This is a genomic window from Dyella sp. C9 (assembly GCF_003332825.1).
GTDB lineage: Bacteria > Pseudomonadota > Gammaproteobacteria > Xanthomonadales > Rhodanobacteraceae > Dyella.
Window position 1 is genome coordinate 18,809 of sequence record NZ_QIRF01000014.1, and the last position, 17,756, is coordinate 36,564.

16 protein-coding genes are annotated in these 17,756 nt (G+C 66.9%); 8 read left to right on the plus strand and 8 right to left on the minus strand.

The features are described 5' to 3' along the window. Positions 1 to 161: 161 nt before the first annotated feature. On the minus strand, positions 162 to 863 hold the full coding sequence (locus DVU99_RS14855; protein ID WP_232823621.1) for an META and DUF4377 domain-containing protein: 702 nt from the start codon (positions 861 to 863) through the stop codon (positions 162 to 164). 225 nt (positions 864 to 1,088) lie between these two features. After that, the gene (locus DVU99_RS14860; RefSeq protein WP_114241016.1) at positions 1,089 to 2,453 is read right to left on the minus strand and encodes a helix-turn-helix domain-containing protein; all 1,365 of its coding nucleotides are present in this window, start codon (positions 2,451 to 2,453) and stop codon (positions 1,089 to 1,091) included. 225 nt (positions 2,454 to 2,678) lie between these two features. On the opposite strand from DVU99_RS14860, the gene fabV reads away from it, so the two are divergent. Further along, the gene (gene fabV / locus DVU99_RS14865; protein ID WP_114241017.1) at positions 2,679 to 3,884 is read left to right on the plus strand and encodes an enoyl-ACP reductase FabV; all 1,206 of its coding nucleotides are present in this window, start codon (positions 2,679 to 2,681) and stop codon (positions 3,882 to 3,884) included. A 90-nt stretch (positions 3,885 to 3,974) separates the two neighbouring features. Then, the gene (locus DVU99_RS14870) at positions 3,975 to 5,372 is read left to right on the plus strand and encodes a deoxyribodipyrimidine photo-lyase (RefSeq protein WP_114241018.1); all 1,398 of its coding nucleotides are present in this window, start codon (positions 3,975 to 3,977) and stop codon (positions 5,370 to 5,372) included. 9 nt (positions 5,373 to 5,381) lie between these two features. On the opposite strand, the gene DVU99_RS14875 is transcribed toward DVU99_RS14870, so the two are convergent. Further along, entirely contained in the window at positions 5,382 to 6,566 is a 1,185-nt protein-coding gene (locus tag DVU99_RS14875) for a cation:proton antiporter (RefSeq protein WP_114241019.1), read from the minus strand. Between the two features lie 52 nt (positions 6,567 to 6,618). Further along, entirely contained in the window at positions 6,619 to 8,103 is a 1,485-nt protein-coding gene (locus DVU99_RS14880; RefSeq protein ID WP_114241020.1) for an MFS transporter, read from the minus strand. Between the two features lie 251 nt (positions 8,104 to 8,354). Here DVU99_RS14880 and rnk point away from each other — a divergent pair, with 251 nt between their 5' ends. The 4 genes from rnk to DVU99_RS14900 all read left to right on the plus strand — a co-directional run bounded on the left by rnk (position 8,355) and on the right by DVU99_RS14900 (position 12,619). Next, positions 8,355 to 8,765 carry a nucleoside diphosphate kinase regulator gene (gene rnk / locus DVU99_RS14885; protein WP_114241021.1) on the plus strand — a complete coding sequence of 137 codons (411 nt, stop codon included), beginning with the start codon at positions 8,355 to 8,357 and terminating at the stop codon, positions 8,763 to 8,765. 110 nt (positions 8,766 to 8,875) lie between these two features. Continuing rightward, positions 8,876 to 11,266, plus strand: coding sequence for an NAD-dependent DNA ligase LigA (ligA, locus tag DVU99_RS14890; protein WP_114241022.1), 2,391 nt, complete (start codon positions 8,876 to 8,878; stop codon positions 11,264 to 11,266). After that, entirely contained in the window at positions 11,263 to 12,219 is a 957-nt protein-coding gene (gene epmA / locus DVU99_RS14895; RefSeq protein WP_114241023.1) for an EF-P lysine aminoacylase EpmA, read from the plus strand. Before ligA ends, epmA begins: the two co-directional genes overlap by 4 nt. Before the next feature lie 4 nt (positions 12,220 to 12,223). Beyond that, positions 12,224 to 12,619: a VOC family protein gene (locus DVU99_RS14900; protein ID WP_114241024.1), complete on the plus strand. Its 396-nt coding sequence runs from the start codon at positions 12,224 to 12,226 to the stop codon at positions 12,617 to 12,619. Positions 12,620 to 12,661: 42 nt separating this feature from the next. Here the strand turns inward: DVU99_RS14900 and aqpZ are convergent, their stop codons facing one another. Continuing rightward, complete coding sequence (gene aqpZ, locus DVU99_RS14905; RefSeq protein WP_198670346.1) at positions 12,662 to 13,363, minus strand: aquaporin Z; 702 nt, start codon at positions 13,361 to 13,363, stop codon at positions 12,662 to 12,664. Between the two features lie 212 nt (positions 13,364 to 13,575). Between aqpZ and DVU99_RS14910 the strand changes: the two genes are divergently transcribed. Then, positions 13,576 to 14,895, plus strand: coding sequence for an MFS transporter (locus tag DVU99_RS14910; protein WP_114241026.1), 1,320 nt, complete (start codon positions 13,576 to 13,578; stop codon positions 14,893 to 14,895). A gap of 80 nt (positions 14,896 to 14,975) precedes the next feature. Here DVU99_RS14910 and hflD read toward each other — a convergent pair whose 3' ends face one another. Genes hflD through DVU99_RS14925 form a run of 3 tightly spaced genes read right to left on the minus strand, consistent with a single transcriptional unit; the run spans position 14,976 to position 17,240 of the window. Beyond that, positions 14,976 to 15,599, minus strand: coding sequence for a high frequency lysogenization protein HflD (gene hflD, locus DVU99_RS14915; RefSeq protein ID WP_114241027.1), 624 nt, complete (start codon positions 15,597 to 15,599; stop codon positions 14,976 to 14,978). A gap of 10 nt (positions 15,600 to 15,609) precedes the next feature. Beyond that, a complete protein-coding gene (mnmA, locus tag DVU99_RS14920) occupies positions 15,610 to 16,749 on the minus strand; it encodes a tRNA 2-thiouridine(34) synthase MnmA (protein WP_114241028.1) in 1,140 nt (379 codons plus the stop codon). Further along, positions 16,746 to 17,240: an NUDIX hydrolase gene (locus tag DVU99_RS14925; RefSeq protein ID WP_114241029.1), complete on the minus strand. Its 495-nt coding sequence runs from the start codon at positions 17,238 to 17,240 to the stop codon at positions 16,746 to 16,748. The genes mnmA and DVU99_RS14925 overlap by 4 nt, the downstream gene beginning before the upstream one ends. A gap of 154 nt (positions 17,241 to 17,394) precedes the next feature. Between DVU99_RS14925 and clpS the strand changes: the two genes are divergently transcribed. After that, positions 17,395 to 17,721 (plus strand): ATP-dependent Clp protease adapter ClpS, encoded by a 327-nt coding sequence (gene clpS / locus DVU99_RS14930; protein WP_019466735.1) that lies wholly within the window; start codon positions 17,395 to 17,397, stop codon positions 17,719 to 17,721. Positions 17,722 to 17,756: the final 35 nt, after the last annotated feature.

Here is a 17,756-nt window from a genome sequence, read left to right on the forward strand (position 1 = left end):
GGTCCATGGGGAGGAGTCGCGGTCCATCATGATGCCTGCAAAACGTGCGGAAAGACCGCCCCCGGCGTCGATACTGCTGCCAGCGCATGGCAGCAGTCCGGTCCTCCGGCACGTTGCACGGCGCTGCGCGAGCGGCGCCCTGTGCGCCGATCACGGTGGAACTACTGCGCCACCTTTTCCGACTCCACCACCATGTCCAGCACATAGGCGGTGTCAGGCGCATCTGCAGGCGGGTTCTTGATCGCATAACGCTTCACGCGCAATACGTTGCGTATGCCCGGCTCGTGGGTGTAGCCCTCGATATCCTGGTTGAGCGGCTGCCAGTCGCCGGGCGTGCCGGTCTGGAGGCCTTGGGCGTCGTAATGGCGCTCGCGCACCTGGAGGCACATCTTGTTGGGGATCAGCGGGTGATGACAGGGCACGGCCTGTGCCGCCACCTCCAGGAACACGATGTCACCGGGGCCGCCGTAGCGGGTTTCCGCCGTGGCCTCGCCGGCGAAGCGCAGGGTATCGCCGCCGGCAGTCACCAGTTGCAACTGCGGTGCCGCGTCCTGTGTCTTGATGCTCCATTGCAGGCTGCCCTGCAATCGCTGGCTGATCGCCTCGTCGAGTGCGGCAAGCGCCGGGTCGGGACAGGCCATCAAGGTGTGCGCCAATGGACCCACCTGCAGCTGCGTCCCGTCAACGTGATAGCCGCCGAGCATGCTGTTGCAGCTGTTGACCACGTTGACCCGCTCGCCGTTGAAGTTCAACTCCAGCGGCTTGTCGCTGCGCACGAAGAGGGCGTCGATGTGCTTGCCGCTCTTGTCGGTGGCCTCGGCAAGGCGCCAGTGGTACTGGACCAGCGTGCTGGTGTCAGCCATCGATGAGCTGCCAGCCGGGGCCGGCGCTGTGGTGCCGGATGCAGGGGGCGGGGTTGATGCCTGTTGCGGCGCGGGCGAACAGGCGGCGAGTGCCAGGGGGAACAGCCATAGCAAGGCTGGTTTCATCGAGATGCCTCCATTCGATCGTTGGGGTCCGGTGCGATGCGTCGATCTTCGCAAGCCTTGCGTCAACTGCGGCTAAACGCGCCATGGCACTGCGACAACTTAGCGCCGGTGGCGCAGCTGTTGCGAGATGCGCTCGCGCACCACGCGGTCCAGCACGATGCTCCAGTCGTCTGCCGTTACTGCGGCATCGGTACGCGGGCCGGGCAGGCGCACATAGCACGCGCCTCGACTGAGGGCGGTCCTGGGCTTGCCGTCGCGACCATGCACGACAATGGCCTGACACGGAACGATCGGCGTACTGCCGCCGCTGGGCACGGTGATCACGGGGTGCTCCTGCCCGAAACGGTCGCTCCACACCAGGTCGAGATCGCAATGCACCGCCGGCGAGGCATACGTGCTGATGATTTCGTTGATCGCATCCACGTTGTAGCCCCGGCAGTCGGGCGGCCTGGGGGCGGCAACCCAGTGGCGGTCGCCGCCAGCCTGCGTGCGCGGATCCACATAGCCGAGCACCACGTGGCCACCGCCGGAGTTGGCCAGCCCGATCACGGCCTTGGCGAGGTGTGCCCGGTCCTCCAGCAGATGCAGACGCAGCCACCATTTGTATTCGTTGTGCAGGGTTTCGCGCGGGCTGTTGACCAGGCTCGCCATCGACTCGGCATGAACCGGTCGATGTTCGATGCGTTGCAGCCTGGCGTCGGCCGGGGCCACGTAGGGCACGCGCTCGCACTCATCGAGCTCATGGGTCATCGCCGCGAAGTGGTTGTCTCGATAGGCATCACGGCCTTTGAGCACGGAGATCGAGACGAAGGCGTGCAGGTGTTGCTGCAACATGCGGGAGGACATGCCCTCGGGATGGTCGAGGCTGAGCGTGAACAGGTCGAGATAGGGGCAGGCTTCGGCCTCAGGGTCCAGGGCCGGTTGCACATAGTGGAAGCGCAGGGGGCGCGCATGCAGGTGCAGCCATTTGCGGTAGCGCTCATAGGGCCCCATGCCGGAAATCTGCTCGTCGCGGCTCAGCTGGTTCTCGGTCATTTCCTCCGGCTGGTTTGCTTCGAAGAAGTAGGCGATGCGTTCGGTGGGGCCCAGTCGGTAATGGCCGCGTACGCGCGCCTCCATCGCCGCCATGACCGAGCCGAAGCGCAGATGGCCACGTACCGACAGCTGGTTGAATAGGTAGATGATCTGCACGGACGCCCCGTATCCCGCGGAGCGGTGCGTCGCGGAGGCGGTTGCGCCAAACACCAGGCCGCCGACCAGTTCATCGTCGTGATAGATCCCTAGCACGAACTCTCGCCAGGGCCCCATGGCGTGCTGCACGGAGGGCTCGTCGTTGAGTCGGAGCACCGCGGCAAAGCCATCGCGCGACTCGCGCTCTTCCAGCAGGGGGAAGTTCTGCTCGTAGATGGCGAACCATGCGTCCAGCGTGCTGGCCCCGTCGATGTCCCGCAGTTCGAGCCGCATGGCGCGCCTCCCTTGGGTGGGTCGCCGTTCCGGAGGGCTGGGCGGTTGGGCGGCCGGGTTCTGGCCAGCGCATGCTAGGTCGGGACGGATCGAACAGGCGTGAATGGCTGGCCAAGGAGCGTCCGCAGCCGACGGCGCCGGCCCGGGGCGTGCATCCCTACGGCAGCGCATGGCCCCGGGCCCGGGTTAACATACGGGTTTGCGTCATCCTCCAGGAGTCATCGCGTGATCATCAATCCCAAGGTGCGTGGTTTCATTTGCGTGTCGGCCCATCCGGTCGGCTGCGAGCGCAACGTGCTGGAGCAGATCAATATCACCAAGGCGCAGGGCGACCTGGGTGAGGGTCCCAAGCGCGTGCTGGTGATCGGTGCCTCTACCGGCTACGGCCTGGCCTCGCGCATCACCGCGGCCTTCGGCTACGGCGCGGCGACGCTGGGTGTGTTCTTCGAAAAGCCCAGCAGCGACACCAAGACCGGCACGGCAGGCTGGTACAACTCCGCGGCGTTCGACAAGTTCGCCAAGCAGGCGGGCCTGTACAGCCGTTCGATCAATGGCGACGCGTTCTCCAACGAGACGCGCGAGCGCGCCATCGAGATGATCAAGAACGAAATGGGCGGCAAGATCGACCTGGTCGTCTACTCGCTCGCCTCGCCGGTGCGCAAGCTGCCGGATACGGGCGAAGTGGTGCGCTCGTCGCTCAAGACCATCGGCGAGACCTTCATCGCCAACTCGATCGACACCAACCGCGACACGGTGGTGAAGGCGTCGGTGGAGCCGGCCACCGAGCAGGAGATCAAGGACACGGTCAAGGTGATGGGCGGCGAGGACTGGAAGCTCTGGATCGACGCCCTGAGCAAGGCCGGCGTGCTGGCCGACCATGCCAAGACGGTGGCCTACAGCTACATCGGCACCGAAATCACCTGGCCGATGTACTGGCACGGCACGCTGGGCCAGGCCAAGCAGCACCTGGACAACACGGCCAAGCAGCTGGTCGCCGAGCATAAGGCCGAGCATCTGGACGCCTATGTCGGCGTGATGAAGTCGGTGGTGACGCAGGCGAGCGCGGCGATCCCGGTGCTGCCGCTGTATATCGCCATTTCCTTCCGCGTGATGAAGGAAAAGGGCATCCACGAAGGCACCATCGAGCAGATCAACCGCATGTTCCGTGATCGCCTGTACCGCAAGGACGGCCAGGCGACCGAGACCGACAGCGATGGCCGCCTGCGCCTGGACGACTGGGAGCTGCGTGACGACGTGCAGCAGGAATGCAAGGCGCTGTGGTCGACCGTGACCACGGAGAACCTCAACCAGCTCACCGACTATGCCGGCTACAAGCACGACTTCCTGCGCCTGTTCGGTTTTGCACGCGAAGACGTCAACTACGAGGAAGACGTTCCGGCCGATCGTCGCTTCGACGTCGTCGAGCTCTGAGCCTCGCATGACGGCGCCGCCGCAACGGTGGCGCCGCTATGGCCCAAAGGCCGGGCTCACAATGGGGCCCGGCCTGTCTAAGCTGCGGTGATGAGCACTGCCATCGTCTGGTTTCGCCGCGACCTGCGCCTGGTCGACAACCCGGCCCTGAGCGCCGCCTGCGCGCGGCATGATCACATCCTTCCGCTTTACATCCACGCGCCGCATGAAGAGGGCGACTGGGCGCCGGGGGCGGCAAGCCGCTGGTGGCTGCATCACTCGCTTGCCGCCTTGCAACAACAGCTGCGCGAGCACGGTGTCGAACTGCACCTGCGAGAAGGCGACAGCCTGTCTACGCTGCACGGCCTCGTGGCCCAGGCTGGCGCGAGCGCGGTCTACTGGAATCGCCTGTACGAACCCGCGGCGACAGCGCGCGACACCGCAGTGAAGACCGCGCTGCGCGAGCAGGGCGTGGGCGCCCACAGTTTCAATGCGTCGCTGTGGTCCGAGCCGTGGCAGCTTGCCAATGGGCAGGGCGAGCCGTATCGCGTGTTCACGCCGTTCTGGCGCAACCTGCGTGCGCGGTTGGATGATGCCGATCCCTTGCCCGCGCCGCCGGCCTTGCGCGCTGTCGCGATCTCGGGCGGGATGCCGCTGGATGCGTTGTCGCTACTCCCCCGCATCCGCTGGGACGGCGGACTCGCCGAGGCGTGGCGGCCCGGCGAAGCGGGCGCCCAGGAGCTGCTGGAGATCTTCGCCGACGACTCCCTGGCCGATTACGCCATCGCACGCGACCTGCCGGCGCGCCATGGCACCTCGCGCCTGTCTCCGCACCTGCATTTCGGCGAGATATCCGTGCGGCAGATCCAGCATCAGCTGGCCGCACGTCGCGGGCCGGACATCGAGCCCTACCTGCGCGAGCTGGGGTGGCGCGAGTTTGCCCAGCACCTGCTGTATCACTTTCCGGGCACGCCGACGGCGAACTTCAACCCGCAATTCGACCGCTTTCGCTGGGCGCCCGACGACGCCGCGCTGCTGCTGCGCTGGCGTCGTGGGCGTACCGGCATTCCAATGGTGGATGCGGGCATGCGCGAACTCTGGCACACCGGCTGGATGCACAACCGCGTACGCATGATCGTCGCCAGCTTCCTGTGCAAGAACCTCCGGCAGCACTGGCACCACGGTGCGCGCTGGTTCTGGGACACGCTGGTGGACGCCGACCTGGCCAACAACACGCTGGGCTGGCAGTGGGTGGCCGGCAGCGGCGCGGATGCCGCGCCGTATTTCCGCGTATTCAACCCGGTCACCCAGGCATTGAAGTTCGATCCCGAAGGGCGCTACCTGCGGCGATGGTTGCCGGAGCTGGCGGATGCGCCCACGCGCCTGCTGCACGAGCCGTGGAAGGATCCGGCGCTGCTGCGCCGCAGTGGTTATTCTGCGCCGATGGTGGACTTGCAGCACAGCCGCGGCGTGGCGCTGGCCAGCTACCAGTCCATGCGCGAGACGTGAGCGGGCTTGTCAGGGCGCCTGCGTCGAATTGCTCCGGCGCAGCAGCCAGGCGAGCACCGGTGGCGTCACCATCGCCGTCAGCAGCGACATCGCCACGATGATGGCGTAGATCTGGTCGCTGAAGACGCCCGCCGTAAGACCCAGGCTGGCGATGACCACGCCGACTTCGCCACGCGGCACCATGCCGAAGCCGACGATGGTGGCGCTGCGCGGGCGCAGTGACAGCGCGCCGAGGAAGCCGCCGATCAGCTTGGACACGATGGCGATGACGGTGGCGACCAGCAGCATCAGGTCGGCTTCCAGGCTGGTCAGCTGATGCAGGTCGATCTTGCTGCCGGTGATGACGAAGAAGAACGGCGTGAGCAGGCCCAGCAGCGGCTGCACCTGTCGCTCCAGCGTGTGTTGCTGGCGCGTTTCCGACGCGATCATGCCGGCCAGGAAGGCGCCGATGATGGCGGCGAGACCGAAGCGCGTGGAGACATAGGCCAGGCCGAGGCACAGGGCCAGCACGATGGCCATGGCAGAGTCGGGGTTGAGCGGCTTGTCCAGCCAGCTGGAGTTCCAGCGCATCACGCGTGCGCCGCCGATGCCGATGATGGCGATGAAGCCGATGGCGCCACCGAGCACGCCCACGAGGTGCAGCAGGTCGAAGCCTTCGCCCCCCTGCAGCGACACCACCACGCCGAGCAGCAGCATGGCGAGGATGTCGTCGATCACCGCCGCACCCAGGATCACCTTGCTCTCTACCCGCTGCAACGCGCCCAGCTCCTGCAGCACGCGGGCGGTGATGCCGGCCGAGGTGGCGACGAAGGCCGCGGCCACGAACAGCGAACGGCTCCAGTCGAAGCCGCTGTGGTGTGCCCACAGGCCGCCCATGCCGAACGGCACGATCACGCCGAGCACGCCGACCAGGAAGGCGATCTTGCCGACTTTCTTGAGGTCCTCCAGGCGCGTTTCCAGGCCTACCGAGAACAGCAGCAGGACCACGCCGATCTCGGCGAGCACGTCGAGCGGCGTGCCGGCACTGATCTGCTCGGGCGTGATCCAGCCCAATACCGAGGGGCCGATGATGCAGCCGGCGGCGATTTCGCCGACCACTCCGGGCAGGCGAAGGCGTTGCGCGATTTCGCCGCCGATCTGGGCGGCGACGAAGACGGTGAAGAGGGTAAGCAGGATGTCGCCGGCGTGGTGCATGCGCAAGACAAGTCAGCGGGGAATGCGCCGCATCCTACATGCTTGGACGCAGCTATGCCGCCTTGTTGCCTGCCGTCGCATGGCGCGACGGGCCGTCAGGCGCGAGCCGGCTGAACACCCAGCTGGCGGTGGCGGTCACTACGCCCAGCAGCAGCACGGTCCAGCGGAAGGCGGGGATGTAGTCGTCGTGCGCATGCCCCTGCAGCAGGGCCTCCATCAGCAGTGAGGCCAGCGCGATGCCGAAGCTCATCGAGAGGTATTGCGCGGTGGACGCCATGGACGACGCCTGCGACGCGAATTTCACGTCGAGGTCGCTGTAGATCAGCGTGTTCATGGCGGTGTACTGCATGCCCATGAAGCCGCCGTAGACATACACCATCAGCGCGATCACCCACATCGGCGAGCCCTTGCCGAGCAGGGCGAACGAGGCCAGCAGGGCGGCCACCACCAGGGTGTTGGTGAACAGCAGGCGGCGGTAGCCGAAGCGGTTGAGCAGGCGGTTGATGCCCCACTTGGCGGTGATCGATCCCAGTGCCTGCGGCACCATCATCAGGCCGGCCATCAATGGCGACCAGCCGCAACCCACCTGCAGGAACAGCACCAGCAGCAGGAACATGCCCGACACGCCCAGGCGGGTGAACAGGTTGCCGGCCAGCGACACCCACACGCTGCGCACGCGCAGCAGGCTCAGGTCGGCCACCGGGTGATCGGTACGCCGGCTGTGCCACACGTAGACGCAGCCGAACACGATGGCGAGCACGCCGTAGATGGAGATACGCACCCATTCGTGGCCGCCGCCGCTGGCCACTTCGGATGCCGTCAGCAACATGGCCGAGGCGGCGGCAAACAGCAGGAAGCCAAGGAAGTCGAAGGCGTGCACGTCGTCGAGGCGGTAGTCCGGCATCTCGCTGCCGTTCTTCCACAGGCCGATCAGGCCTACCGGTACGTTGATCAGGAAGATCAGGCGCCACGAGGTGTATTCGGCCAGCGCGCCGCCGAGCAGGGGACCCAGCACGGAACCGAGCAGGCCCACCGTGGCCACCGTGCTCATGGCTCTCACGAACTCGCGCTTGTCGATGCTGCGCACGAGCACGTAGCGGCCCACCGGCATCAGTGCCGCGCCGCCCAGGCCCTGCAGCACGCGGGCGGCCACCAGCTGCGGCAAGGTCTGGGCGATGCCGCAGAGCAGCGAGCCGATGGTGAAGGTGGCTATCGCCGCGGCGAAGATGCGTCGCGTACCGAAACGATCGCACAGCCACGGGCTGGCGGGGATGAAGATGGCCAGCGTCAGCACGTAGCTGGTGAGCGCGGTGCGCATGCCCAGCGGGGTGACGTTGAGCGCGTCGGCCATGGCTGGCACCGCCGTGTTGACGATGGTGGAGTCCAGCGCCTGCATGAAGAAGGCTGCAGCCACCAGCCAGATCAGCCCGCGATAGCGCGCGCGTGACGACTGGGGTGGTTGTGCAGGTACCGCTGCGTTTTCGCCTGAGGGCGGTACGGGGAGGTTGGCCTCCGTGGCGGCGATGTTCTCTGGCATGGCCCTCCATGATACCTGCTGTGGCAGCTTGCTTTTGGTCGCGGGCGCGTCCAAAGTCAGGGCCGTTTCATCTTAGGGCCTGCATGTGCTCGCCGCGTCAATCGTCGGCAGAAGGCATGGGGTCGCGGCGGGGCCCTGGAGGCGCCGCATTGGTTCATCGGCCATGCGCGCCGGGACGGCTTCGTCCCGGCGCGTCGTCTTTTTGGCCACCCGCACTACGGATGCAAGGGCATCCATCGACAGGAGTCACCATGAGCAGCAAGCCACCCATCGTCATTTCCCGCCTGGACCTGGAGCGCATCGAAGCGCTGCTGGAGCGCATGCCGCCGGTGCAGGCCGTGCAGTACGAAGCGCTGCGCGCCGAGCTGGATCGGGCCGAGGTGGTGGAGCCGTCGGCGATCCCGGCCGACGTGGTGACGATGAACTCGGTGGTGACCTTCCAGGATGAGGATTCCAGCGACGAACTCACCATCAGCCTGGTCTACCCGAATGGGGCGGGTGCGCCCGGCGCCGTGTCCATCCTGGCCCCGGTCGGCAGCGCCCTGATCGGGCTGAAGGTGGGGCAGCGCATCGACTGGCCGACGCCTGATGGCCGCGTGCGCAGCCTGCGCGTGCTCGACATCGAATACCAGCCCGAGTCTGCCGGCGACCTGCATCGGTGAGCATGGCGTGACGGCGGCGTGTTTTTGCGTCGCCGTTGATCGCGGCAAAGGCGTGGCGAGGCCTATAACGCGCCGCGAATCGGTAAACTCCCGCTCATGAGGAGCCCCGCATGAGCCACAGCCACGCCCACGACGGGCGCGTCCGCGCCGCCGAACTGCGCGAAAAGATCGAGCGCGCCAACTACCGCTACTACGTGCTCGATGATCCCGAGATCACCGACCACGACTACGACATGGCCTTGCGCGAGCTGGAGGCGCTGGAACAGGCGGATCCGGAGCTCGCCACGCCCGACTCGCCCACGCGCCGGGTGGGCGCCCGGGCCAAGGGTGGCTTCGCCGAAGTGCGCCATGCCATCCCGATGCTCTCGCTCAACAACGCCTTCGAGCAGGACGGCGACACCGATCGCGAACGCTTCCGCGAAGTGGCCGAATTCGAGCGTCGCATCGAGCAGATGCTGGATCGTCGCCAACCGGTGTTCTCGGTCGAGCCCAAGCTCGACGGCCTGGCGATCAGCCTGCGCTACGAGGACGGCGTGTTCGTGCAGGGCGCCACCCGTGGCGATGGCGAGACTGGTGAGGACGTCACCGCCAACCTGCGCACCGTGCGCGCCATTCCCTTGCGCCTGCGCGGCGACGACTGGCCGCGCGTGCTGGAGGTGCGGGGCGAGGTAATCATGCTGCGCAAGGATTTCGAAGCCTTCAACGAACGCGCCCGCGAGCACGGCGAGAAGACCCTGGCCAATCCACGCAACGGCGCGGCAGGCTCGCTGCGCCAGCTCGATCCGGCCATCACCGCCAAGCGCAAGCTCAGCTTCTTCGCCTATGCGGTGGGCGAGGTGCAGGGCGGCGAGCTTCCGCCGACGCATTCGAAAACGCTGGCGAAGCTGCGCGACTGGGGTTTCCCGGTATCGCCGGAGGTGGATACCGCCAAGGGGCTCGATGGGCTGATCGCCTACTATCGGCGCATCGGCGCCAAGCGTGACAGCTTGCCGTACGACATCGACGGCGTGGTCTACAAGCTGGACGACTACGAAGGCCAGCGAGTGATGGGCTTTGTCTCGCGCGCGCCGCGCTGGGCGATTGCGCACAAGTTCCCGGCGCAGGAGCAGACCACCACGGTCGAGGCGATCGAGATCCAGATCGGCCGCACCGGCGCCGCCACCCCGGTGGCGCGACTGGCCCCGGTACAGGTGGCCGGCGTCACCGTCACCAACGCCACCCTGCACAACGCCGACCAGGTGGCGCGCCTGGACGTGCGCGTGGGCGACACCGTGATCGTGCGCCGCGCCGGCGACGTGATTCCCGAAGTGGTGCGCGTGATTCCCGAGCAGCGCCCGCCGCATACGCATCCCTGGCACATGCCCACGCATTGCCCGGTCTGCGGTTCGGCGCTGCTGCGCGAGGAAGGCGAAGCGGCCTGGCGTTGCTCGGGCGGACTGATCTGCCCGGCCCAGCGCAAGGAGGCGCTGATCCACTTCGCCGCGCGCCGCGCGATGGACATCGATGGTCTCGGCGAGCGTTTCGTCGATGCGCTGGTGGATTTCGGCTATGTGCACACCCCGGCCGACCTCTACAAGCTCACGCTGGATGACTTCCTGGAAATGAAGCGCCGCGCGGACGAGCGCGACGACACCACGCCGGAGACGGTCAAGCAGGGCAAGGTGGCCACCAAGTGGGCCGAGAACCTGATCGAGGCGATCGAGGCCAGCAAGCACACCACGCTGCCGCGCTTCCTGTTCGGGCTGGGCATCATGCATATCGGCGAGAGCACGGCCAAGACGCTGGCGACGTGGCTGGGCAGCCTGGCGGTGATCCGCCGCATGCCGGCGCCGGTGCTGCGCGTGCTGCCGGACATCGGCAACGAAGTGGCGGCGTCCATTGCTGGCTTCTTCGCGCAGAAGGGCAACCAGAAAGTGGTGGACGCGCTGCTGGCTTCGGGCATCGTGTTCTCCGATGAAACGCATCCCTCGCCCAAGCTGCGCCAGCAGCTGGACCTGGCGGTGCTGCTGGACATGGCCGGCATCAACAAGCTCGGCCCCAAGAGCACCAGGCTGCTCGCCCAGCACTTCCCCACGCTGGACAAGCTGCTCGCCGCCGGGCCCTCGCACTGGGTGCCCGCCGGCCTGCCGTCGGCCGCCTCGGCCGGCCTGGAGGCCTTCCTCGCCCACGAGAAGAACCTCAAGCCGTTGCGCGAGGCCGACGAGGCGATGCACGAACTGCTGGAGGCGATACCGAAGTCGTCCAGGACTACCCAGGCCGCGCTGGAAGGGCAGACTGTGGTGCTCACCGGCACGCTGTCCTCGCTCAGCCGCGACGAGGCCAAGGAGCGGCTGGAGGCGCTGGGCGCCAAGGTGGCCGGATCGGTCTCCAAGAAGACCAGCTTCGTGGTGGCCGGCGAAGCGGCGGGCTCCAAGCTGGACAAGGCGCAGGAACTGGGCGTGCCGGTGTGGGACGAGGCGCAGCTGCTGGCCCTGCTGGCCGAACACGAGGGCGGGGCATGAACCTGCATCTCGCCGGCCGGCTGCATCTGCGCGCACGGGTGTATGCGCTGATCCGCAGCTTCTTCGCCGAACGCAACGTGCTGGAAGTGGAGACCCCGATCCTGTCCGCGGCGGGCAATACCGACCCCAACATCGAGAGCTTCAGCACGCGCTTCAGCGGTCACGTCGATGCCGGCTCACCGGAGCGCTGGATGCGCACCTCGCCGGAATATCCGCTCAAGCGGCTGCTCGCCTCCGGCGTGGGCGACTGCTACGAGCTCGGTCGCGTGTTCCGCAACGGCGAGGCGGGTGGCCGCCACAATCCCGAGTTCTCCATGCTGGAGTGGTATCGCGTGGGCTGGGACCACCACCGGCTGATGGAAGAGACCATTGCCCTGGTTGAGGCGGCGCTGGCCATGGTGGGCCGGCGTGCCGAGGTCTGGGTCGAAGGCTACCGGCAGCTGTTCATCGACGAACTGGGCATCGATCCGGCGCACTCGCCGATCGAGGAGCTGCAGGCGGCGATGGGCGACTCGTACGTCAACCCGGACGGCCTCACCCGCGACGACTGGCTGGACCTGCTGATCACCCACCGGCTGCAGCCGACCTTTCCGTCCAACCGCATCACGGTGATCCACGATTATCCGGCCAGCCAGTGCGCGCTGGCCAAGGTGCGTCGCGGTGATCCGCCGATCGCCGAGCGCTTCGAGGTGTACCTGGGCCGCTACGAGCTGGCCAACGGCTATCACGAGCTCAACGATGCGGCCGAGCAGCGGCAGCGCTTCGAGCGCGACAATGCGGTGCGTCGCTCGCGCGGTCAGCGTGAGGTGCCGATCGATGAGCGCCTGCTCGAGGTACTGGACGCCATGCCCGATTGTGCCGGCGTCGCCATGGGCATCGAGCGCCTGCTGATGTGCCTGGTGGGCACCGATGCGATTGCCGACGTGCTGAGCTTTCCGTTCTCCGAGGCCTGAGCGGATGACGCGCCCGTTGCTGACGGCGATCCACCACGTCGCCCTGATCTGTTCCGACTATCCGCGGTCCAGGGCGTTCTACAGCGAGACGTTGGGGCTGCGCATCATTCGCGAGGCTTATCGTGCCGAGCGCGATTCATGGAAGCTGGACCTGGAAGTCAGCCCCGGCGTGAGCCTTGAGCTGTTCTCGTTCCCGGGGGCGCCGTCCCGACCATCACGACCCGAGGCACAGGGGCTGCGGCATCTCGCGTTTGCGGTGCCGGACATCGACGCGGTGATCGCCACGCTGGCGCAGCGGGGCGTGGCCTGCGAGCCGGTACGCGTGGACGAATACACTGGCCGGCGCTTCACTTTCTTCGCCGATCCGGATGACCTGCCGATCGAGTTGTACGAGCAGTAAGCCCCGGCAGCCCTCTCCCTGCCTGGGAGAGGGCTGCGCTTATCAGTCGTGCCAGTCCAGCAGGTGGCGATAGATCAGGCCACCCACCACGCCGCCGATGAGCGGAACCAGCCAGAACATCCATAGCTGGCCCATGGCCCAGCTGCCCTGGAACACGGCAACCGCCGTGCTGCGGGCCGGATTGACCGAGGTGTTGGTGATGGGAATGGAGATGAGGTGAATGAGCGTGAGGGTCAGGCCGATAGCCAGGGGCGCAAAACCCGCTGGTGCAAGCCTGTGCGTGGAGCCGTTGATCACGATGAGGAAGAATGCGGTCAGCACGAATTCGGCAACCATGCAGGCCTGCAGCGAATAGTGCCCCGGTGAATGATCACCGTAGCCATTGGAAGCGAAGCCGCTCGCGACGGGGTCGAACCCCGGCCCGCCGCTGGCGATCAGGTAGAGCGTGGCGCCTGCCGCCACGCCGCCCACCACCTGGGCGATCCAGTAGGGGACCACATCCTTGGCGGGAAAACGGCCGCTGGCCCACATGCCTGCGGTCACGGCGGGGTTGAAGTGCGCACCGGAAATGTGGCCCACCGCATAGGCCATGGTGACCACGGTGAGGCCGAAGGCGAGCGCCACACCGGCGAAGCCGATGCCCAGCTCGGGGAATGCCGCGGCGAAGATCGCGCTGCCGCAACCGCCAAAGACCAACCAGAACGTACCGAAAAATTCAGCTCCCAAACGCTTGCCCATACTCATGGGGACTCTCCTTGCAGGTTTCAGGGGAAAGCTCGCGCGCATCCTGCGTGACTTTCACTGTGCTCCCGATCCGGTGCTGACCCTGGCCATGGCCCGGGGCGGGCATAGGCTAGCAAAACCAGGCATCGCGATTGGATGAAGCCGCCGGGACAAGATTGCCGCAGCCTTGTGTATGCTGCCCCGACGCCCACACCGAGCCCGCAGGACCGCCGATGTCGCAAGTCTTTGCCAGCACCTCGCCAATCACGGGCCCCGGCCGCGCCTTGGCCGGACGGGACATCCAGACTCTGCTGCTGGCCTCGCTGGGCGGCGCGCTGGAGTTCTACGACTTCGTGGTGTTCGTGTTCTTCGCGCTGCCACTGAGCCACCTGTTCTTTCCGCCCGATACGGCGCCCTGGCTGGCCCAACTGCAGGTCTATGGCATCTTCGCGGCGGGCTACCTGGCGCGCCCGCTCGGCGGCATCGTGATGGCGCACTTCGGCGACCGCCAGGGACGCAAGCGCATGTTCACCCTGAGCGTGTTCCTGATGGCGCTGCCGACCCTGGCCATCGGCCTGCTGCCGGTCTACGCCAGCATCGGTGCGCTGGCCCCATTGTTGTTGCTGCTGTTGCGCGTGGTGCAGGGCGTGGCGATCGGCGGCGAGGTGCCGGGCGCCTGGGTCTTCGTGGCCGAGCACGCACCGCGCGGACGCGTCGGCTTCGCCTGCGCCTGCCTGACCTCAGGCCTGACCGTGGGCATCCTGATTGGCTCACTCACCGCGGCCTGGATCAATCACCATCTGTCGCCCGCCCAGGTGATGGGCTGGGGCTGGCGCGTGCCGTTCCTGCTGGGCGGCGTGTTTGGCTTCATCGCGGTATGGCTGCGCCGCTGGCTGAGCGAGACGCCGGTGTTCGCCGAGTTGCGCGAGCGCAAGGCGCTCAGCCGCGAACTGCCGTTGCGCACGGTGCTGGCCGGGCATGGCGGCAGCGTGGTGCTGTCGATGGCGGTGACCTGGATGCTGACGGCGGCGATCCTGGTGCTCATCCTGATGCTGCCGACCCTGGTGCAGAAATCGTTCGGCATCGCGCCGGACCTGGCCTTCCTCGGCAACAGCCTGGCCGCGTTCTGCCTGGGCGTGGGTTGCATCGCCTATGGCTGGCTGACCGACCGCATCGGTGCCGCGCGGGCGCTGCTGCTGGGCTCGGTGGCGCTGGTGGCGGTTACCTATGCGCTGTTTGCCGACCTTGCAGCGGGCGGCTCACATTTCCTGGCGCTCTACGCGCTCACCGGCTTCCTCGTGGGCGCGGTAGGTGTGGTGCCGACCATCATGGTGATGGCGTTCCCGGCGCCCATCCGCTACTCGGGCATTTCCTTTGCCTACAACGTTGCCTATGCCGTGTTCGGTGCCAGCACCGCGACCTTGATCGGCTACCTGGCCGAGCGGGCAGGGCGCATGGCGCCGGCCCACTACGTGGCGATGACGGCGGCGGTGAGCGTGGTGGCCGCGTTGTGGCTGATCGTGTCGGGGCGGGAGCGGGATTCGGCCCGGTGAATTGACGGTAGCGTCCACCGGTGCGCGATCCCCTTGTAGGAGCGCACCCTGTGCGCGACCCAACCCGGCCTCGATATCAATCAGGTGTTGTTGATGGTCGAGCCGGTCAGCAGCCCGCGGGCCAGCATGCTGCACTGCTTGCGATAGAGCAGCAGCTGCCACTGGCGGCCGCCCAGCTGGCGCCACAGCACCGCGGAGCGTACCGCGGCGAGCAGACTGGTACGCACCTTCTCCACCACCGCAGGCTGCTGCAGCTGCTGCGGATTACCGGTGACCATCACGCGCGGCTTCAGGGTGGAGAGCGTGCTGGCGTAGAGGTCGGCCAGGCGCTTCATCACCTGGGGTGAATCCGGGCCGAAGTGCTCGACCTGGCGCTGGCTGGCGACGATGCCCTGCTGCAGGCGGTCGAGCAGGTCGCTGCGACGGGACAGGCTGCGCTCCAGCCGCATCACGGTAAATGCCATGCGGGTCACCGCCACGTCGCGGTTGCTCTCGTCCAACAGGGCGATCAGCTGGCGCAGGCCCAGCCGCACGGCCGCCACGTCGCCGAACACGCCGACCACCGAAGGGGCGTCGATGCGGAACACGCTGGCCATGCTGGCGGCCATGGCGATGTCGTCGCAGCGGCCATCGTTGGCCAGCTGCTGGGCGAGCGTGGTGGCCTGGAACAGTCCGGCCAGGGCCAGTACGCGCTCTTCATTCATGGCAAAGGCTTCAAACACCGGAAAGGGACTCAAGGGACTGAGGGGATGGGGCTGCATCATTCCAGCCGCCGTACGGGGCGTCGGTGCGGTCGATCACGGCACCGCCGAGACAGGCTTCGCCGTCGTAGAACACCACCGACTGGCCTGGGGTCACCGCACGCTGCGGTTCATCGAACACCACCTCCAGCCCATCCTCGCGAACGAACACCTCGCAAGCCTGGTCGGCCTGGCGGTAGCGCGTCTTGGCGGTGCAGCGGAAGCGCCGGGCGGGTGGCTCACCGGCCACCCAGCTCGGCGGTTCGGCATGCAGGCGGCGCGAGTACAGCCAGTGATTCTCGCCACCCTGGGCCACGTAAAGCACGTTGTTGGGTACGTCCTTGCCCACCACATACCAGGCATCGCCGCTGGCGCCGTGGCGGCCGCCGATGCCCAGGCCGTTGCGCTGCCCCAGGGTGTAGTACATCACGCCCTGGTGCTCGCCCACCGTCTCACCCTCCGGGGTGCGCATCGGGCCGGGCTGGGCGGGGATGTACTGGGCCAGGAAGCTGCGGAAATCGCGCTCGCCGATGAAGCAGATGCCGGTCGAGTCCTTCTTGGCGTGGGTAGGCAGCGCGGCCGCCTGGGCCATTTCGCGCACCCGGGTCTTTTCTATCTCGCCCACCGGGAACAGGGTGGCTGCCAGCTGTTGCTGGCCCAGTGCGTGCAGGAAGTAGGTCTGGTCCTTGGACGCGTCCAGGGCGCGCAGCAGGCGGTACTGGCCGCCGTGGAAATCGACCCGGGCGTAGTGACCGGTGGCGATCTTGTCCGCGCCGAGGGCCCGGGCCTCGTCCAGGAAGGTCTTGAACTTGATTTCGCGGTTGCACAGCACGTCCGGGTTGGGCGTGCGGCCGGCGCGATACTCGGACAGGAAATGCTCGAACACGCCGTCCCAGTACTCGGCGGCGAAATTGCGGGCATGGAAAGGAATGCCCAGGCGCCCGCATACGGCCACGGCGTCCTTGCGGTCGGCGTCGGCAGTGCAGGGGCCGTCCCGGTCGTCCTCCTCCCAGTTCTGCATGAACAGGCCCTCGACCTCATGGCCGGCCTGTTGCAGCAGGAGGGCGGCCACCGAGGAGTCGACGCCTCCTGAAATGCCCAGCATCACCTTCATGGGTAGGCATCCTCGGCCAGCAGGCTGTGCAGCAGGGCCAGCGGGTGACGCTGGCCGGAAAGCCAGGCATCGATGCTCATCAGCACCAGGGGGCTGCGCAGGCGGTCACCCAGCGCAACGATCTCGTCACGGGTCAGCCACAGGGCGCGCCGGATACCCTCGTCAAGGGTGCGGGCAGGGTCGTGCCCGATCGCGCGGGCGGCAAAGCTGAAACGCACCACGCCGTCGCCGTGCTCGGTGCTGCGCCACTGGTGAACGCCGATCAGGTGCTCGGGGACGACGGTCCAGCCGGTTTCCTCCAGCGTTTCACGCGCGGCCGCGGTGACCAGGCTCTCCCTGTCATCCAGATGACCGGCTGGCTGGTTGTAGACGAGGCGGCCGTTGACCTCCTCTTCGACCATGAGGAAGCGGTTGCCATCGGCCACCACGCACGCCACCGTGACGTGCGGGCACCAGACGGCGCGGGAGGTGATGAGCGAGGAGTCGGCCATGGGGGATATATGGCGGCGGCTACGCCACTGGAAAAGCGGCCATTGTGCCATTACCTGAAGCCAAGCTGCCTTCACGGGACGCTGCGCCCCAGGGCACAGGCCCTGCGCAGGCCCCGGCGTTATACTTTTCCTCAGGAAATCTCACGTAGAACCCATGGCTCACGAACCCGAACACGAACAAGGCAGCGGTCACGGCCTGGCGCTGGAAACCTCGCGACCGGAAGTGGCTCGCCCCCCGCTCTTCCAGGTAGTGCTGCTGAACGATGATTTCACCCCGATGGATTTCGTGGTCGAAGTGCTGCGCAGTTTCTTCAATCTGGACCAGGAGCGCGCCGTGCAGGTCATGCTTCATGTCCATACGCGAGGGAAGGGCGTTTGTGGTGTATTTACCCGTGAGGTGGCCGAAACCAAGGTCACTCAGGTAAATGAATATTCACGTGCTCATCAGCACCCTTTGTTGTGCACTATGGAAAAGCTCTGAGCACCCCCATTTGGTAGTCATCGCGGCGTGGCCGC